Consider the following 15,678-nt stretch of genomic DNA (forward strand, 5'->3'; position numbering starts at 1 on the left):
CGTTCAGCCTGTTCAACGCCGATCAGGTCGATGGCTACGCGCCCGAACCGGCGCCGGACCTGCCTGAGAGCGAACGCCTCGCCGCCGCCGAAGCCTTCATCGCCGCGCTCGGCATCGATACTGTCTACGGCTCGGCCAGCGCCTATTATCATATCGCCGAAGACCGCATTCACATGCCGGATTTCAGCGCCTTCCACGATGCCCACGGCTTCTACGCCACCCACATTCACGAAGCGGCTCATGCCAGTGGCGCAGCCCATCGGCTTGACCGGGATTTCAGCGCCAAGTGGACCAGGCACGCGCTCGCCATGGAGGAAGCGACCGCCGAACTGACCGCATCGTTCCTGCTCGCCGATCTTGGGATCGCGCACGAACCGCGACCCGATCATGCGGCCTACATCGCCTCCTGGCTGCAACTGCTCAAGGACGAGCCTCGGGCGATCTTCACCGCGGCGAGCAAGGCGCAGGCGGCAGCCGACTGGATGCACGCCCGACAGCCGTAATGCTCACGCGACCCGCACTTCGGCGCCAAGTGTGTCGAGCAGCGGACAGCCCGGATCCCGACCGGCATCGCAGGCGCGCACCGAGTCGGCCAGAACCCGTTCCATCCGCTTGAGGTCCGCGATCCGCGCGCGTACGTCCTTCAGGTGCGACGCCGCGAGCTCGCGCACCTCGGCGCAGGAGGCCTGACCGCCAACCGCGAGTCCGAGCAAGGCGCGTACCTCGTCCAGGGTAAAGCCCAGCTCCCTCGCGCGGCGCACGAAGCCCAGGCGAGCCACGTCCTCCCGGCCATAGCTGCGGTAGCGGCCCCGCCGCGGCGGAGCGGGCAGCAGCCCGATCCGCTCGTAATAGCGGATCGTCTCGATGTTGCATCCGGTGCGGCGTGAGAGTTCGCCGATCTGGATCGCGCCGGTTGCGGCCATCCCCAAAATACCTCTTGAGTCTGTAGTCGCTACAGATGTTAGGACAGCTCAATGCCCGCCACAAGGAGTCGCCCGTGACCCAGACGCCAAGCCCGCCTAAGGGGATCGGCACCGCCACGCTCACGCTGGCGGGGATCGCTGCGGCGTTCGGCGTCGCCGCCTGCTGTGCGCTGCCGATCCTCTTCGCATCCGCCGGGATCGGCGCAGCTTGGCTCGGCGGCGTGGCCATTGTCGCCGCGCCGTATCGCACGCCGCTTCTCCTCATTGGCGCATTGTGCCTGCTTGCCGGCGCGGCGCTGCTGTTGCGCCAGCAAGTTACGGCGGCGCGCTGTGGGCCGGGCGGCATATGCACGCCGCGCTGGATGCGTGTTCTCACGCTCATCGGATTGCTGCTCGGTGCGGCCCTGCTCTGGGCAGGCTATCGCTATGTCTGATGCCACCCCCGAGCTGCGCTCGACGCTGACCTGTCCCCACTGCGGTCATCGGGCGACGGAGACCATGCCGACCAATGCCTGCCAGTATTTCTACGACTGCCGGGGTTGCGGCGCGGTCCTCAAGCCCAAGCCGGGCGATTGCTGCGTCTATTGCTCCTACGGCGACGTGCCCTGTCCGCCGATCCAGGAGAGCGGCGGCAAGGCGTGCTGCGGCTGAGGAGGGCGGGCGATGGCGCGCGCATCATCCGCTGAAGCCGCCTTTGGATCGACGGTTACATTTCCCGGCGGTGCCGTTGTCCCGGACTGGAGCGCAGTCACAACACCCAGCGCCCGCGCAGCCCTGACGGCACTGTTCGCGGCGTTCATCGGTTCGAAGTGGCGCGGGATGGACGGCGTCGAGGAGCGGGTCCGGCGCGCCGTGCTTCAAGCCTATGCTGCCGATGGTCGCTCGCCGGTGCCGGCACAGATCGCCGCCGCATCGGGACTCCCCTCCGGCGAGGTCGGCTCGGCCCTGCAGCGGCTCGCCGGGCGCGATCTCGTGGTCCTCGACGGCGCGGGCCGGGTGACCGGCGCCTATCCGTTCACCGACGGCCCCAGCGAACATCAAGTCGAAGTCAGCGGAGTGACCATGAGCGCCATGTGCGCCATCGACGCGTTGGGGATCGGCGCCATGCTGGAGCGGGACTGCATGATCCGCTCGGCCTGCCGCCAGTGCCGGCGCACGCTCGCCATCCATACCCCCAGCCGCGGCCGCGAGCTGGAAGAGGTTGAGCCGGGCGCGATCGTCGTCTGGTCCGGCCGTCGCTATGCCAGTGGCTGCGCGGCATCGTCGCTCTGCACCTTGCAGGCCTTCTTCTGCGATGACGATCATCTGGCGGCCTGGTGCGCGAGCGGTCCGGTCGGAGCCGATGACGGCATTCGTCTGTGCCTGGCCGAAGCGCTCGAGGTTGGGCGCGCGATTTTTGCGCCGATGCGGATGGAGATGCGACCATGGCTTCCTACGACCTGATCGTCATCGGCAGTGGCACGGCAGCGCAGGTCGCGGTCGGCCGGGTCCGTGCCGCTGGATGGTCCGTCGCCGTCATCGATCACCGTCCGTTCGGCGGCACCTGTGCGCTGCGTGGCTGCGATCCCAAGAGGATGCTGGTCAGCGGCGAGGAAGCGATCGACGCGGCAAGGCGCATGGCCAGACATGGCGTCGACGGCACGCTGGCGATCGACTGGCCCGACCTGATGGCGTTCAAGCGGACCTTCACCGATCCGATCCCCGCCAAGCAGGCGCACCGCTACGCCGAGCTCGGTGTCGACGCATTACACGGTGTTGCTCGCTTTGCCGGCCCAGACACGATCGTGGTGGAAGGCCGGACATTGCGGGCCCGCCATATCCTGATCGCCAGCGGCGCGCGTCCAGTCCCGCTCGGCATTCCGGGCGAAGATCTGGTGAGCACAAGCGATGCGTTCCTGGAGCTTCAGGCCCTGCCGCGCCGGATCGTGCTGATCGGCGGCGGCTATGTCGCTGCGGAGTTCTCGCATCTGGCGGCCCGAGCGGGCGCAGAGGTCACCATCCTACAGCGGGCCGAGCGGCTCCTGCCGCACTTCGATCCCGACCTGGTGGGCTGGCTGACGCCCCGGTTCGAGGCGCTCGGCATCCGCGTCGAGACCGGTGCCACCGTTACCCGGGTCGAGCGCAGCGGGAGCGGTCTGCTGGTCCACGCCGAGCGCCAGGGCGAGCCTGATCTCAGCGTCGCCGCCGATCTCGTCGTTCATGCCGCCGGGCGCGGTCCTGACCTCAAGGCGCTCGACCTGTCCGCCGGCGAGGTGGCGGTGCAGGACGGGCGCCTGCAGCTCGACGCGCATCTGCGGAGCATTTCCAACCCGCGGGTCTATGCCGCCGGCGACGCTGCCGGAGTCGGGCCGCGGCTGACGCCGGTGTCCAGCCACGATGCCAAGGTAGTTGCCGCCAACCTCCTGGATGGCCCGACGCACCAGCCGGACTATCGCGGCGTGCCGAGCGTGGCCTTCACTCTGCCGCCGATCGCCGCCGTCGGACTGTCAGAGGAGGCGGCGCGCCGCGGCGGCGTCGCGCTCCGGGTCAACGCAGCCTCGACGCCAGACTGGTTCACCGCCCGCCGCCTCGCCGAGCCGGTCTACGGCCATAAGCTGCTGATCGACGAGGACACGGACCTCATCCTCGGCGCGCATCTCGTGGGGCCGAACGCCGACGAGGTAATCAACGTTTTCGGTCTGGCAATCCGCCACGGCCTCACCGCGGCCGATCTTCGCTCCACCATGTTCGCCTATCCGACCGGCGCCTCCGACGTCGGCTACATGCTGACTTAACGCACGAGCGCCACTGCCATGGCGGCCGATCCCTCGCGCGATCGGCCGCTTCGCGATGCATGTCGATGCGGGCTGTCGCCCGCCATTAAGCGGACGCCGCTTGCGCGGCGGCTCCGATTTTTTGGCCTCTCCCTCGATGCGGGAGTGGTCGGCGCTCCCTGCTAGGCCCGCCGCGGCGCGCTGCAAGCCTCGGCTTCGCCGGGCTGCTCCATTTCATTTCGCCCCTGCGGGTGCAGCCCGCCGCTTCAGCAGGCCTCTCCGGTCGCTCTCGCCGCCCACCCCCGCCTCGGGGGAGGCCATGGGGCTTTTGGGCAGTGCTGGAGGCAACCGATGGTTTTCACCTTCCAACCGCCATTTTGGGCTGGACTGTCAGGATATGTCGCGGAACTGACAGCAGCGCTGGTTGGCGCCGATGTGGGTCTCCCAACCACCCATCTCGACGACCACGCGGCTTATATCGGATCCTGGCTCGCCATTTTGCGCAAGGATAATCGCGCATTGCTGACGGCGGCTGCGCGAGCCGAGGAAGCCGCCGGGTTTCTGCTGCGGGCAACCGATCTCGCTTGCGAGGATGATCTGGACGAGCAGGCGGCTGCTTGATCTCGCCATGTCGCCGATTGCACTATATCCATATATCCGCTATCGTGGATATATGGATAACGAATCTGTCATCGTCGCGTTGGGCGCGCTTGCCCAAGCCACGCGCCTCGACGCCTTCCGCCTTCTGGTGCGTCACGAACCCGAAGGCCTTCCCGCCGGCGAGGTCGCCAAGGCGCTGGATGTCCCGCAGAACACGATGTCGGTGCATTTGGCGACCCTGGCGCGTGCCGGCCTGGTCACATCCGAGCGGCGCAGCCGGATCATCAACTACCGCGCCGATCTCGATGCGCTACGCTCCGTGATGCTGTTCCTCGTCAAGGACTGCTGTGGTGGCCGGGCCGAGCTCTGCCATCCACTTGCGGATGAACTGCTTGCCTGTCGTGCTGCCTGAAAGGACATCAACATGACGGATCGCCTGTTGAACGTACTGTTTCTTTGCACGGGCAATTCCGCCCGTTCCATCATGGCCGAGGCGATCCTCAGCCGTGAGGGGCTAGGCCGTTTCAAATCGTTCAGCGCCGGCAGCCAGCCCAAGGGCGAGGTCCATCCGTTCACCATTCATCTCTTGGAGAAGCTGAACTACGACGCAAGCCGGTTCCGCTCGAAGAGCTGGGAAGAGTTTTCCGGCCCCGATGCGCCGTCCTTGGATTTCGTGTTCACCGTTTGCGACAATGCCGCCAATGAGCTTTGCCCGGTTTGGCCGGGGCAGCCGCTGACCGCCAATTGGGGGGTGCCCGATCCGGCCGCTATCGAGGACAGCGAAACGGTGCAGCACGCGGCCTTCTTCGATACTTACAGGATGCTGTTCAATCGCATCTCGCTGTTCACCAACCTGCCGTTCGAAGGCCTCGACAAGATGAGTCTACAGAACCGGCTGAACCGGATCGGCAAGGAACAGGGCCGCGCCGACCTCCCAAGCGAAAAGGCACCCAGCGCATGAGCAATGCCGCAATCGATATCGTCATCTATCACAATCCCGAGTGTGGGACGTCGCGCAACACGCTGGCGATGATCCGCAACGCCGGGATCGAGCCGCATGTGATCGAATATCTCAAGACGCCGCCCAACCGCCCGCGCCTGGTTTCGCTCATCGCCCGCATGGGCATCAGCGCACGCCAGTTGCTCCGCGAGAAGGGCACGCCCTTCGCCGAGCTGGGTCTTGCCGATCCGACGCTCAGCGATGACCAGCTCATTGATGCGATGATCGAACATCCGATCCTCATCAACCGGCCAATCGTTGTGTCGCCGCTCGGCGTGAAACTCTGCCGTCCATCGGAAGAGGTGCTCGATCTTCTCCCGTCCGCCCAGCGCGGGGCTTTCACCAAGGAAGATGGCGAGCAGGTCATCGACGCCGCCGGCAAGAGGATCGGGGCGTGAACGCGACCGTTGCGGCACGACCCAAGCCGGCGATCAACAGCTTCGAACGCTATTTGAGCGTCTGGGTGGCGCTCTGCATCGCTGTCGGCATCGCGCTCGGCTATTCGCTGCCGAATCTGTTCGCAGCCATCGCATCGGCTGAGATCGCGCGCGTGAACCTGGTCGTGGCTGTGCTGATCTGGCTGATGATCGTCCCCATGCTGCTCAAGATCGACCTCGGCGCGTTGGGGTCGGTTCGCCAACACTGGAAGGGCGTCGGCGTCACCCTCTTCATCAACTGGGCGGTGAAGCCCTTTTCAATGGCGCTGCTCGGCACGCTGTTCCTGGGATGGCTCTTCCGGCCGCTGCTGCCGCAGGGCGAGATCAACGCCTATATCGCCGGGCTCATCCTGCTCGCCGCCGCCCCCTGCACGGCGATGGTGTTCGTCTGGTCGAACCTGTGCGACGGCGAGCCGACCTATACGCTGAGCCAGGTGGCGCTCAACGACGTGATCATGGTCTTCGCCTTCGCACCGCTGGTCGGACTGCTGCTCGGGGTCGCCTCGATCACAGTGCCCTGGGACACGCTGCTCATCTCGGTCCTGCTCTATATCGTCGTGCCCGTCATCGTCGCGCAGATCATTCGTCGGGCGTTGCTATCGTCAGGCGGGCAGCCGGCGCTCGATCGGCTGCTGGCAACGCTTGGGCCGGTGTCGCTGGTTGCGCTGCTGACGACGCTCGTCCTCCTGTTCGGCTTCCAGGGCCCGGCGATCCTGGCTCATCCGCTGGTCATCGCACTGATTGCCATTCCCATCCTCATCCAGGTCTACTTCAATGCGGGCCTGGCCTATTGGCTCAGCCGGCGCTTCGGCGTGGCCTGGTGCGTCGCCGCTCCGGCCGCGCTGATCGGCGCGTCCAATTTCTTCGAGCTCGCGGTTGCAGCCGCGATCAGCCTGTTCGGCCTCAATTCCGGGGCCGCGCTCGCGACCGTGGTGGGCGTGCTGGTCGAGGTGCCGGTAATGCTGTCTGTCGTCAGCATCGTCAAGAAGACGCGGCCCTGGTACGAGCAACGCGTTCCTGCATGATCGCTACACTGCTGGATTCCAGGTCGCTTTCCGACCTGATGGCGGAGCTGAGCGCGGCGGGTCTGCCTGCCAGTGATCTCGCCGAGGCGGGACGCCGCTTCTTTCGGTTCGAGGATGATGTTGGCCTTGTCGGCTATGGCGGGATCGAAGGCGACGGCTCCGACCGCCTGCTGCGCTCGCTGGTCGTGAAGGCCGATCGGCGCGGATGCGGATTGGGCGGTGCCATTCTCACGGCAGTCGAACGCGCTGCAGCTGATGAGGGCGCGACTAGCCTGTACCTGCTCACCACGACCGCCGAGCCTTTCTTTCGCCGTCACGGCTATGAAACAGCCGAACGGACCGACGTTCCTGCCGTCATCGCGCAATCGGCCGAGTTCCGATCGCTATGCCCGGCGAGCGCCGCCCTTTTGTACAAATGGATTGCCTGATGTCGCGTCTTCGTATCCTTCCCGAACCCGATCACATGCCCGCGCTGGACCGTGCAATGATCCGGCCCGATCTCGCCGCCGGGCTCGGCGCGCTTGAGCCGAAACCTCGCATCCTCCTCCTCTACGGCTCGCTGCGCGAGCGGTCGTTCAGTCGCTTCGCGGTCGAGGAAGCGGCCCGGCTGCTCATCCTCTTCGGCGCCGAAGTGCGGATCTTCGATCCGGCCGATCTCCCGCTCCCCGACCAGATCAAGGACGATGATCACCCGGCGGTGCATGAGCTTCGCGAGCATGCGCTTTGGTCCGAGGGCATGGTCTGGTGCAGTCCCGAACGGCACGGCCAGATCACCGGCATCATGAAAGCGCAGATCGACCATTTGCCGCTCGAATTCGGCGGCATGCGTCCGACCCAGGGCCGGACCCTGGCCGTCATGCAGGTTTCGGGCGGATCGCAGTCGTTCAACGCGGTCAACACGTTGCGGCTGCTCGGGCGGTGGATGCGCATGTTCACCATCCCCAACCAGTCGAGCATTGCTATGGCGTTCAAGGAGTTCGACGAGGACGGCCGTCTCAGTGCCTCAAGCTATTATGACCGGATCGTCGACGTCATGGAGGAGCTGGTGCGCTTCACGGTGCTGACACGTCGCCATGCCGATCAACTCGTGGACCGCTATTCGGAACGCAAGGCGGCAGCCGCCAAGCGCGACGCGGCCCAAGATCTGGCCTCACGGTCGAAGGCCTGACGGCCGGGCTCTTCCGATGCGACGCGCTTTCATGCCGTCCTGTGCGTATCGGGAGATCGGGTTGCGGGTGCCCTTCTTAAGGTCCTCTGCGTCATGAATGCCTGACGCGACAGGGCCTTCGCGCCTTTCGCCAGAGGATGCGGCACATGGGCCATCGCGCTGGCGGCGGCAACCCGAACGCTCCGGCCGTGTTGGCGCGCCGAGGCGCGCCTGCCCGCACCACCCGGACCTTATCGGGTTCCCCTTGGGCGTTGCCCGGCGGTGCCGCCGCCGCTTTTTCGATGGCCCGGAGGGTGCGCATCCGGCGGGAAGGCCGCCGGCCCTGCGACACGGAAAGGCAATCCCTCATGACCAGCTCCCTTTCAGCAGTGCTCCAAGCACTCGAACTCGGCCATCTCGACCTGATGGGCGACCAACGCTCGATGGAAGCGCCGCCACCGGCCGAAGCGCTCGAACAGACCGTCAGCGCCATCTGGAGCGATCTCTTCGCGCTCTTCCCCTTCACCGCGCTCGAACGCGACATCGAGGATCTGGGCTGGGGCTTCGTCAATCTCTTCCACCGCGCGGCCGCCAAGAAGCATCAGCTGATCGATCGCCTGACCGACGAGATCCGGCTCCTGCTCGCCGAGCAGGACGGGTCGGAGATCGCGACCGCCGACCTCGAGGACAAGATCGATCTCGCCCGCAAGGTCGAGCAGTCCGCCCAGGCCTATGAGGGGATGCGCGACACCGCGGCGCGTCACTATCTGCACGAGACCGGCCGCTCCTGGGTGCCCGCGACCGGCAACCGCATCTCGCTCGGCACGACCGCTGCGATCGTCGATGGCCGGGCCTATTTGCAGGCGCGGCGCGAACGGGTGCGCGATGCCAATATGGTCCATGGCACGCCCGTGGTCTTCGCCGGCGGGCGCCTTCGCTTCGCCAGCGACGACGAGGCCAAGCAGTTTGCCGACAATCTGCTGCGGACCCTCAAGGCCGTGCGCGAACGTGTGGGCGACATGTATCTCGTCCATGGCGGCGACATGAAGGGCATCGAGCGTCTTGCAGCATCCTGGGCCGAGCAGAACGGCATCCAGCAGCTGCGGTTCGGACTTGATCGCAAGCTTGGCGATCGTGCCGGCTTTCGGCGCAACGAGCAGATGCTCTCGGTCAAGCCGCGCTACGTCATCGCCTTCCAGGGCAACGGTGTCACCGAACGGCTGGTGATCGAGGCCAAGGCGCGCGGCATCCATGTCGTCGATCGCCGCGGACCGCTCGGAACGCCGCCGGCGGCTTTATCCCGCGGCTGACCGCCGTGCCGGCCGCTTCGGCGGCCGGCTTTTCTCAATCTCGCGGATTCCGGTGCCGGAGGGGAGGGGGCGGGGCGGACGCGTCCCTTGTTCCCTTTGGAGGTTCCGCATCATGTTCATGCCCGATCGCGCCAGTGCGTGCGTGCTCCTTGCATTCCGCGCTGTGCATGGCCGCCACTGGAAGGCGAAGCTGCTGTCGTTATGGTCGACGGGCCGCGATGTGGACGAAGCCGATGGCGCTCACTTACGACATCTGCGCAACCAGGCCGGTCCTTCCTGGCTCGGCCAGCCGACGCCGCGCCGCTGGCGCGCGATCGAAAGATTGGCGGCGCCCGGCGACCCGGTGCTTGCAGCGGTGTTTCTCGATCGTGCGCGCGAATTTCATCGCGGCGCGCAGATTGGCGCGCCTATTGCGCCCGCGCCGGCACTGCACTTGCTCGCGATCTCCTGCGAACTGGGTTTGAAGGCGCATCTTTTGGGTCATGGCTGGACGGACGATGCGCTGGCCCGCGATCCCCGTCATGACCTTGTCCGCGCCCTCGACGAGGCGCGGCAGCTAGGCCTGCCGGCGCCCGGTCGTCCCCTGGCCGATTTCATCAAGAACCTCGGCCCGGCCTATGCCGTGCATCGGATCGACGCGCTGGTGGCAGGTGGCTATGCCTGCGACATCGGCGCCGTGCTTTGCGAGACCACGCAGCTCCTCGATGCCGTGGCGGCCTGCCTGAGCCCAGCCATGCCAGGCGCCGCCACCTTGCCCACCTCCTCTTCCCCCTCCGCGTGATCGTGCAACGGACGTCGTGTCGAGCCCACGAGTGGCCATGCGAAGGATCTACAATCCCGTCCCGCGGCTCAAGGGACGGGCAGATAAGGCACGCGCGTAAGGTCCGCGAGATGCCGGACCGGCGAGCTCAGCAAAGCCGGCAATATCGGCGGCTTCGATGGGTGGGCTCCGGTCATGGGCCAAGCGACGCACCGTCCTTCTCCTCATCTGACCCCTAAGCCGGCCGTCCGACCCATCCAACCCGCGAGCCATCGGGCCGAGTTGCCGTGTGCCACGGCTGCCCGCACCACCCCTTGTCTCGGGGTTCCCCGGCGCTGCGCTGCCGGTGGATGGGCCGTCCTGTCCGCCTTGGCCGGGGATCAGTCGAAGGGACAGTCCCTTGGACCCACATCGAAGGAACCCAGACCATGCAGAACCTCGTCATCCTCGCCGGCAATGTCGGTGGCACGCCGGAAACCCGCACCACCCAGGGCGGCACCCGCATCACCCATTTCAGCCTCGCCACCTCGCGCCCGAAGCGCGACAGCAACGGCAAGATCCTGCGCGACGACAAAAATCACCGCCTCGAGGACACCGAATGGCACCGGATCACCTGCTTCAACGGCGTCGGCAAGACGGTCGAGCAATATGTCGACAAGGGCATGAAGGTCATGGTCCGGGGCCGTATCCACTACACCCGCTGGACCGACAGCGAGAACATCGAACGCTACGGCGTCGAGATCATCGCCGACGAGGTTACCTTCCTCACTCGCGCCAAGTCGAACGAGAATAGCGGCGGCGGCAACGAGCCCGAGGACGATGAAATCCCCTTCTGAGGTCGGACAGGGCGGCCCGGCGGCATCGCCGCCGGGCCTTTTATCCTGTTCAGGCGCGGCATGATCCCAAGCGGATCAGCGGGATCGGCATCGCCCCTTGGCATAGCGCTCCCAGCGTAGCACGGTGCCGGTAGCGATCATCGCGCAGCTGAGATCGCCGATGCCGGGCGCGCTGCACCAGGCGCCGGTCCGGTTGCCCTTGGCTTCGCCGGTCGAGACGCAGCGCATGGTGGGGCCAGCCACCCGAATATGCCCGGTGGATGTCTGGCCGCGCGGTCCGCCAAGCAGGCGCACCAACGCATCGCGGGCGGCCGGGCCACTTGCTCTCGGACAGGGCTGGCCGGGGCGGCAGCTGTTGTCGATCTCGCGCGCGGCAATGCCGGCGAGCCGCACATGGGTGCCCTCGCGGCACCAGATCGGGCCATCGCCATCCCAGACGCGCGTCGGTGTGCAGGCGAAGGTCTGACCATTGGGGACCACGGCGGCGGCAAGCAGGAGCGGGAACAGCATCCGGCGGGGCTAACCGACAAGCGGCGGCCTGTCATCCGGCCCCCGCTGGATGGAGCGGCAGGCAGGGCAAGGGGCGGGGCGCGACATCGGCGGGGACCTGGCCTCCTGGCCGGCGGGTTCGCCCGCTCTCAATCGGCGCGATCCTTGGTCCACCCGGTGCCCTTTGCGATCAACCCGCAAGGGGTCCGGTCGCTTCGCTACGGCTTTTTGGGCCTCCAGCCAAAAAAGTGATCGCGGCCACCGGCCGGACACATCGGGCGCCTGTCGAGCGGGACGAACCCGCCGGCGCGCAAAGGAGCCTCGACATGTTCACCGACATCGCAATCGCTCGCCGCCACGCCTTCAGCCTCTCGCGCAGCCTCATGGTGGTCACCTTCGTCATCGCGATCGGGCAGCATTATGGCGTCATCACCGCCGAAGACGCCGACGGCAGCGTCGCCATCGTCACCGAATTCGATCCCTTTGCCTGACGGCTCGGCCGGGAGCCGCTCGGCTCCCGGTTATTCCCCTCGCTTCGCTCGCGGCTTGCGCCGAAGATGGGAACCGATTGTTCAGATGCCGCGACTATGCTGCGATAATGACGATTGAGGCTGAGATAGCGAATGCCGGCGATGATGCCCTGTGGGCGCGCGTCACCCAGGAGGTGAACGCCTGGCGCGGTGCCTGTCTGCAATGCTTCGCCTCGGTGGAGGTGGCCGTTACCGAGACTTTGCTGCATCTGAGCGCTCACCCGGGACGAGGACAGTCGGTGAAGCTACGGCATTTGGTCGGGCAACGGCTCGATGACCTTGCTGCACTCGTCAATGAGGGCGGCCCCTTTTCCGTGGAGGGAAAGGGTGTCGCGAGCCTGCTGGCGGAATTTAGGCACCAGGAAGGGCTGCGCACGATGCTCGCCCATGGCCAGGCGAAGCTGACAGTCGAACGGACCAGTCGATGGGCCGCCATCTTTCGTGTGATCGCGATCCGGGCACGGCAGGCTGATCGTTCGACGCTCGTGATCGAAGAGAGCGAGGCGGCGGAGAGGCTTCAGCAGCTCCGTAAGGTATCGCAGAAATTGTGCTCTGCTCTTGGCAATCTGCGACGGGCGGTTGCCGTCTGAAAGTCGGATTTCTGTGCATCTATGCGCTGAGAATGGCGGCTCCGGCGCGGCCGGACCGGGCTCTAGGCTTCGCCCTGAGCCTTGTGCCAAGTCTCAGCCCATTCGGGTGACGATCCCTGCCGTGGCTGCTCGCACTTTCAACCCTGCGCGCAAACGATGGCCCGGCCGGTCGCGCCGCGCGCTGGAGGGCAGTTGGCCAGGCCCGCGCGCAGGTGCTCATCGTGCAGCAATATGTGCCAGGGACGGTCATGGCCGCGCGCCGCGAGATAATAAGCCGCGCCGTCGCAGCCGACCATGCGGCATCGGGCCTGCCGATCTATGAGGCTGGCGCCTGCTCCATGGAGCCCGATAAGGGCATCGACATCCTCGCGCATCAACCCGCCGCAGCGGCGGCATTGCGATCGGACGAGGATTTGGCGCAGCCGCATCGCCAGGAGTGACGTGGTCCAGGCCGGGGCAAGGCGGAAGAGAGTGGCGCTGCTCGTCATAATGAGCGGAGGATAGCGCCGGGCTCTCCGCGGAGCCAGAGAATCAGGACACCGCGATCATCTCTTCGCGATCCTGCCCGCCAAGACCTTCCTCCTGTCGGCTCGCCTGGCCGGCGCGCGCGCCCGTGCAAGCCCGCTCCGCGCGCTTCTCCACTGCCGTTGCGACCCTGCGGGTGCTCGGCCGCGCTCTGCCGCCGGCCCTTGGCACGCCTGTCGGAAGGCCCCGGCGGGCGGGGCCGGACAGATCAGGAGCGTTCTCATGTCCCAATCCTCCCCGAATGCGATGAGCCAGGCCGAGCGGATCGCCCGCGTCGCCGAACTCAATGACGCGCTTCGCCGGTCCATCCATAGCCCGGGCCGCAACCAGATCGTGATGACTGCGGGCGTTGCGGCGCTGATCGGCGACGTCGCCCTGTTCCGCGGCTTTCGCCGCCGCGCGGAGATCCTCCGGATCGTGCGCGACTATGACAGCTTCACGCCCGACAACGATCCGATCGGCGAGCATGATTTCGGCCGCTTCGAGTTCGAGGATGCGATCCTCTACTGGAAGATCGACTATTATGATCTCGAGCTCGCCTATGGCTCGGCGGATGCCGCGAACCCCGAGGTCACGACGCGCGTGCTCACCATCCTGCTGGCCGACGAATATTGATCTGGCGCAGCCATCCCCCCGACCGGGGGGATGGCCCGCCCAAGTCTGCTTGAGCAGACTATGCGGGCAACGGACGCCGCGTCCGCAAATGCGGGAGGGGAGGGCGCGGGTCTGAGATGCCGCGCGATTGCGCGTGGCCGGCGCCAGTGGCGCCGTTCGTTTGCCCTTCACTGGCTCCAAGGAGACTTATCATGGCCGCATATTTCGCCGCGCATCCCGATCACGCGTTTCTCTTCGCGTTCGGCTGCTTCGCCCTCACCGTCTATCTGTTCCGCTATGTCGGTCCCGGCATTGGCGGTGGCGGCGACTGGTCCTCGCGCGATCATTATGAGCGCAACCTGCGCGATGGTCCGGACGACTATTGCTGAGGTGCCGCGGTCATGAAGACGATCGTCGTCAGCCTGCTCAAGGGCGGGGTCGGCAAGACCTTCATCGCCACTCATCTCGCCTGGTATCTCGCCGGACCGCCTGAGCGCCGCGTCGCCTTCGTCGATCTCGATCCCCAGGGCAGCTCGACGCGGCGCCTGGGCGCCGAGCGGCAGGGCGGGTTTTCCGCCGATCTGTTCGATCCTGCCGCTACCCTGTGCGCCGACGGGCAGGCCGGGCTGACCGTGCTCGGCGCCGATCCCCGCCTGCAGATGGTCAAGGCGGCGCAGGATGTGCGCGACTTCATCGGGCGCTTCCCGGCGCTCCGCCCGCATTTCGACTATTGCGTCATCGACACGGGGCCGAAGTGGGACGAGCTCACCTTGAGCGCGATGGCGGTGGCCGACGCCGTGATCGCGCCGGTGCAGGTGGCTGAGGATTCGGTCGAATGCGCCAAGATGCTGCTGACCGCGCTGCGCAAGGCCGAGGCCGCGCGCGCCGGTCGCAAGATCGCTTTCCTCGGGCTCCTCCCCTCGATGGTCAATCCGTTCGACCGGCGCGAGATGGAGAATGCGGTGAAGCTCGCGCATGCGGTCGGCGAGAAGCTCATGTTCCCGGCCTTCATCAAGGCGCGGCCGACCTACAAGCATGCCGCGGAAAATCATCGTCCGGTATGGCTGGAGACCGGCAGCGGCGCCAAGGCGGCGGCCGAGGAGATCCGCGCGGTGCTCGCCGAGATCGAGCGGCGCATGACAAGCCAGGAGGTCGCGGCCGCCTGATGGGCAAGTTCGACGAGCGCATCGAGGAGTTCGGACTTCTTGTCGGCGACCATGAACGGGCGCGCCGGGTCGAGGATATCGAACTTGCGTGCATCCTGCCCGACCCCGGCAATCCCCGGCGCAGCTTCGACGATGACGCGCTCGCCGAGCTGGCCGCCTCGATCGCGTCGCGCGGCGTGCTGCAGCCGATCACGGTCACGCCGCCCGACGCGAACGGCATGCACCGGATAAGTCTGGGCGAGCGCCGCTTCCGCGCATCGCAGCTGGCGGGCCTTGCCACGATCCCCGCGATCGTCGTGCCGGTCGGCGAGGGGGTGCAACTGCTGGCCGACCAGATCGTCGAGAACGACCAGCGCGCCAATCTGTCGTCGGTCGAGCTCGCCCATGCGATCGCCCGGATGCTGAAGGGCGGGATGAACCAGGTCGAGATCGCGGCGGCACTCGGCCGATCCAAGCAGTTCGTCTCGCTCTATGCCGCCTATGGCGACATGCCGGCCTATCTCAAGGCGGCCCTGCCGTTTGCGCCTATTCGCCTTCTCTATGATCTGCACCGGACGGCGAGGGACTACCCTGCCGAGGTCGAGGCCTATGTCGCCAGCTGGGGCGACGCCGGCGCAACGCTCGCCGCAGGATCGCGCTTCATCGCCGAACTCAAGCAGACGCACCCGGCGCCGGTCCCTCCGCGGGCGCCTGTGGCACAGCCATTGGCCCCCACCGACCGCGATCCGGTTCGATCGGGCCTCACGGACAAACCCTCCGCGCCGATCCGATCTCCTAGACTACCGGTCTTGGTCGACGGCTTCCCTGCGTGGCTCCCGCTGGCGCCTTTGGTCACGGTGATTTTCGAGGATGGCCGCGAGCGTGAAGTCGCTGCCTCGTCGATCGGTCCGACCGGCGAGAGAAGCGAGGCCTTGCCAACAACTGACCCGCCTCCTCCGCGTTCGTAGTTTATCTTGCACGATGGTTTGGGCCGTACCCTTCGGGGTGCGGCCC

Annotated in this window: 24 protein-coding genes; 22 read left to right on the plus strand and 2 right to left on the minus strand. The window is 66.6% G+C overall.

Annotated elements, in window-relative coordinates:
- The coding region (locus tag RLDS_RS29885; RefSeq protein WP_021224335.1) for a zincin-like metallopeptidase domain-containing protein at positions 1–503 on the plus strand (503 nt) is incomplete at its 5' end.
- Positions 504–506: 3 nt separating this feature from the next.
- Here RLDS_RS29885 and RLDS_RS29890 read toward each other — a convergent pair.
- Entirely contained in the window at positions 507–923 is a 417-nt protein-coding gene (locus RLDS_RS29890; protein WP_016744720.1) for a MerR family transcriptional regulator, read from the minus strand.
- Between the two features lie 74 nt (positions 924–997).
- Between RLDS_RS29890 and RLDS_RS29895 the strand changes: the two genes are divergently transcribed.
- From RLDS_RS29895 to RLDS_RS29955, 14 genes are all read left to right on the plus strand, one after another.
- Positions 998–1,357: a hypothetical protein gene (locus tag RLDS_RS29895; protein WP_021224336.1), complete on the plus strand. Its 360-nt coding sequence runs from the start codon at positions 998–1,000 to the stop codon at positions 1,355–1,357.
- Positions 1,350–1,574 (plus strand): GDCCVxC domain-containing (seleno)protein, encoded by a 225-nt coding sequence (locus RLDS_RS29900; protein ID WP_021224337.1) that lies wholly within the window; start codon positions 1,350–1,352, stop codon positions 1,572–1,574. The genes RLDS_RS29895 and RLDS_RS29900 overlap by 8 nt, the downstream gene beginning before the upstream one ends.
- A gap of 12 nt (positions 1,575–1,586) precedes the next feature.
- The gene (gene merB / locus RLDS_RS29905; RefSeq protein ID WP_021224338.1) at positions 1,587–2,366 is read left to right on the plus strand and encodes an organomercurial lyase; all 780 of its coding nucleotides are present in this window, start codon (positions 1,587–1,589) and stop codon (positions 2,364–2,366) included.
- Positions 2,348–3,697, plus strand: a complete 1,350-nt coding sequence (locus tag RLDS_RS29910) for a dihydrolipoyl dehydrogenase family protein (protein WP_016744716.1) — start codon at positions 2,348–2,350, stop codon at positions 3,695–3,697. Before merB ends, RLDS_RS29910 begins: the two co-directional genes overlap by 19 nt.
- Positions 3,698–4,027: 330 nt before the next feature.
- On the plus strand, positions 4,028–4,297 hold the full coding sequence (locus RLDS_RS29915; RefSeq protein ID WP_021224339.1) for a zincin-like metallopeptidase domain-containing protein: 270 nt from the start codon (positions 4,028–4,030) through the stop codon (positions 4,295–4,297).
- A gap of 52 nt (positions 4,298–4,349) precedes the next feature.
- On the plus strand, positions 4,350–4,688 hold the full coding sequence (locus RLDS_RS29920; protein WP_013849891.1) for an ArsR/SmtB family transcription factor: 339 nt from the start codon (positions 4,350–4,352) through the stop codon (positions 4,686–4,688).
- Between the two features lie 12 nt (positions 4,689–4,700).
- Entirely contained in the window at positions 4,701–5,237 is a 537-nt protein-coding gene (locus RLDS_RS29925) for an arsenate reductase ArsC (protein WP_007688074.1), read from the plus strand.
- Positions 5,234–5,674, plus strand: a complete 441-nt coding sequence (arsC, locus tag RLDS_RS29930; protein WP_007688073.1) for an arsenate reductase (glutaredoxin) — start codon at positions 5,234–5,236, stop codon at positions 5,672–5,674. Before RLDS_RS29925 ends, arsC begins: the two co-directional genes overlap by 4 nt.
- Positions 5,671–6,738, plus strand: a complete 1,068-nt coding sequence (gene arsB / locus RLDS_RS29935) for an ACR3 family arsenite efflux transporter (protein WP_007688072.1) — start codon at positions 5,671–5,673, stop codon at positions 6,736–6,738. The genes arsC and arsB overlap by 4 nt, the downstream gene beginning before the upstream one ends.
- Complete coding sequence (gene arsN2 / locus RLDS_RS29940) at positions 6,735–7,166, plus strand: arsenic resistance N-acetyltransferase ArsN2 (protein ID WP_007688071.1); 432 nt, start codon at positions 6,735–6,737, stop codon at positions 7,164–7,166. Before arsB ends, arsN2 begins: the two co-directional genes overlap by 4 nt.
- Complete coding sequence (arsH, locus tag RLDS_RS29945) at positions 7,166–7,906, plus strand: arsenical resistance protein ArsH (RefSeq protein WP_007688070.1); 741 nt, start codon at positions 7,166–7,168, stop codon at positions 7,904–7,906. The genes arsN2 and arsH overlap by 1 nt, the downstream gene beginning before the upstream one ends.
- Before the next feature lie 347 nt (positions 7,907–8,253).
- Positions 8,254–9,195, plus strand: a complete 942-nt coding sequence (locus RLDS_RS29950) for a DUF2493 domain-containing protein (RefSeq protein WP_021224341.1) — start codon at positions 8,254–8,256, stop codon at positions 9,193–9,195.
- Between the two features lie 112 nt (positions 9,196–9,307).
- Positions 9,308–9,976, plus strand: coding sequence for a hypothetical protein (locus tag RLDS_RS0127450; RefSeq protein WP_031297229.1), 669 nt, complete (start codon positions 9,308–9,310; stop codon positions 9,974–9,976).
- A 407-nt stretch (positions 9,977–10,383) separates the two neighbouring features.
- Positions 10,384–10,791, plus strand: coding sequence for a single-stranded DNA-binding protein (locus tag RLDS_RS29955; RefSeq protein WP_021224343.1), 408 nt, complete (start codon positions 10,384–10,386; stop codon positions 10,789–10,791).
- Positions 10,792–10,866: 75 nt separating this feature from the next.
- Here RLDS_RS29955 and RLDS_RS29960 read toward each other — a convergent pair whose 3' ends face one another.
- A complete protein-coding gene (locus RLDS_RS29960) occupies positions 10,867–11,301 on the minus strand; it encodes a thermonuclease family protein (protein WP_021224344.1) in 435 nt (144 codons plus the stop codon).
- 305 nt (positions 11,302–11,606) lie between these two features.
- Here RLDS_RS29960 and RLDS_RS29965 point away from each other — a divergent pair, with 305 nt between their 5' ends.
- The 7 genes from RLDS_RS29965 (at position 11,607) to RLDS_RS29990 (ending at position 15,632) form a co-directional block, all read left to right on the plus strand.
- The gene (locus RLDS_RS29965) at positions 11,607–11,771 is read left to right on the plus strand and encodes a hypothetical protein (protein ID WP_013849896.1); all 165 of its coding nucleotides are present in this window, start codon (positions 11,607–11,609) and stop codon (positions 11,769–11,771) included.
- 107 nt (positions 11,772–11,878) lie between these two features.
- On the plus strand, positions 11,879–12,400 hold the full coding sequence (locus RLDS_RS29970) for a hypothetical protein (protein WP_021224345.1): 522 nt from the start codon (positions 11,879–11,881) through the stop codon (positions 12,398–12,400).
- Between the two features lie 248 nt (positions 12,401–12,648).
- Positions 12,649–12,840, plus strand: coding sequence for a hypothetical protein (locus RLDS_RS29975; protein ID WP_229742696.1), 192 nt, complete (start codon positions 12,649–12,651; stop codon positions 12,838–12,840).
- A gap of 307 nt (positions 12,841–13,147) precedes the next feature.
- Positions 13,148–13,540, plus strand: coding sequence for a DUF3768 domain-containing protein (locus tag RLDS_RS29980; protein WP_031297230.1), 393 nt, complete (start codon positions 13,148–13,150; stop codon positions 13,538–13,540).
- Positions 13,541–13,731: 191 nt separating this feature from the next.
- Positions 13,732–13,908, plus strand: coding sequence for a hypothetical protein (locus RLDS_RS56440; protein WP_013039042.1), 177 nt, complete (start codon positions 13,732–13,734; stop codon positions 13,906–13,908).
- 12 nt (positions 13,909–13,920) lie between these two features.
- Entirely contained in the window at positions 13,921–14,685 is a 765-nt protein-coding gene (locus RLDS_RS29985) for a ParA family protein (protein ID WP_021224349.1), read from the plus strand.
- Positions 14,685–15,632 (plus strand): ParB/RepB/Spo0J family partition protein, encoded by a 948-nt coding sequence (locus RLDS_RS29990; RefSeq protein WP_021224350.1) that lies wholly within the window; start codon positions 14,685–14,687, stop codon positions 15,630–15,632. Before RLDS_RS29985 ends, RLDS_RS29990 begins: the two co-directional genes overlap by 1 nt.
- The last annotated feature ends 46 nt before the right edge of the window (positions 15,633–15,678 follow it).

This window comes from Sphingobium lactosutens DS20, from assembly GCF_000445105.1.
Classification (GTDB): domain Bacteria; phylum Pseudomonadota; class Alphaproteobacteria; order Sphingomonadales; family Sphingomonadaceae; genus Sphingobium; species Sphingobium lactosutens.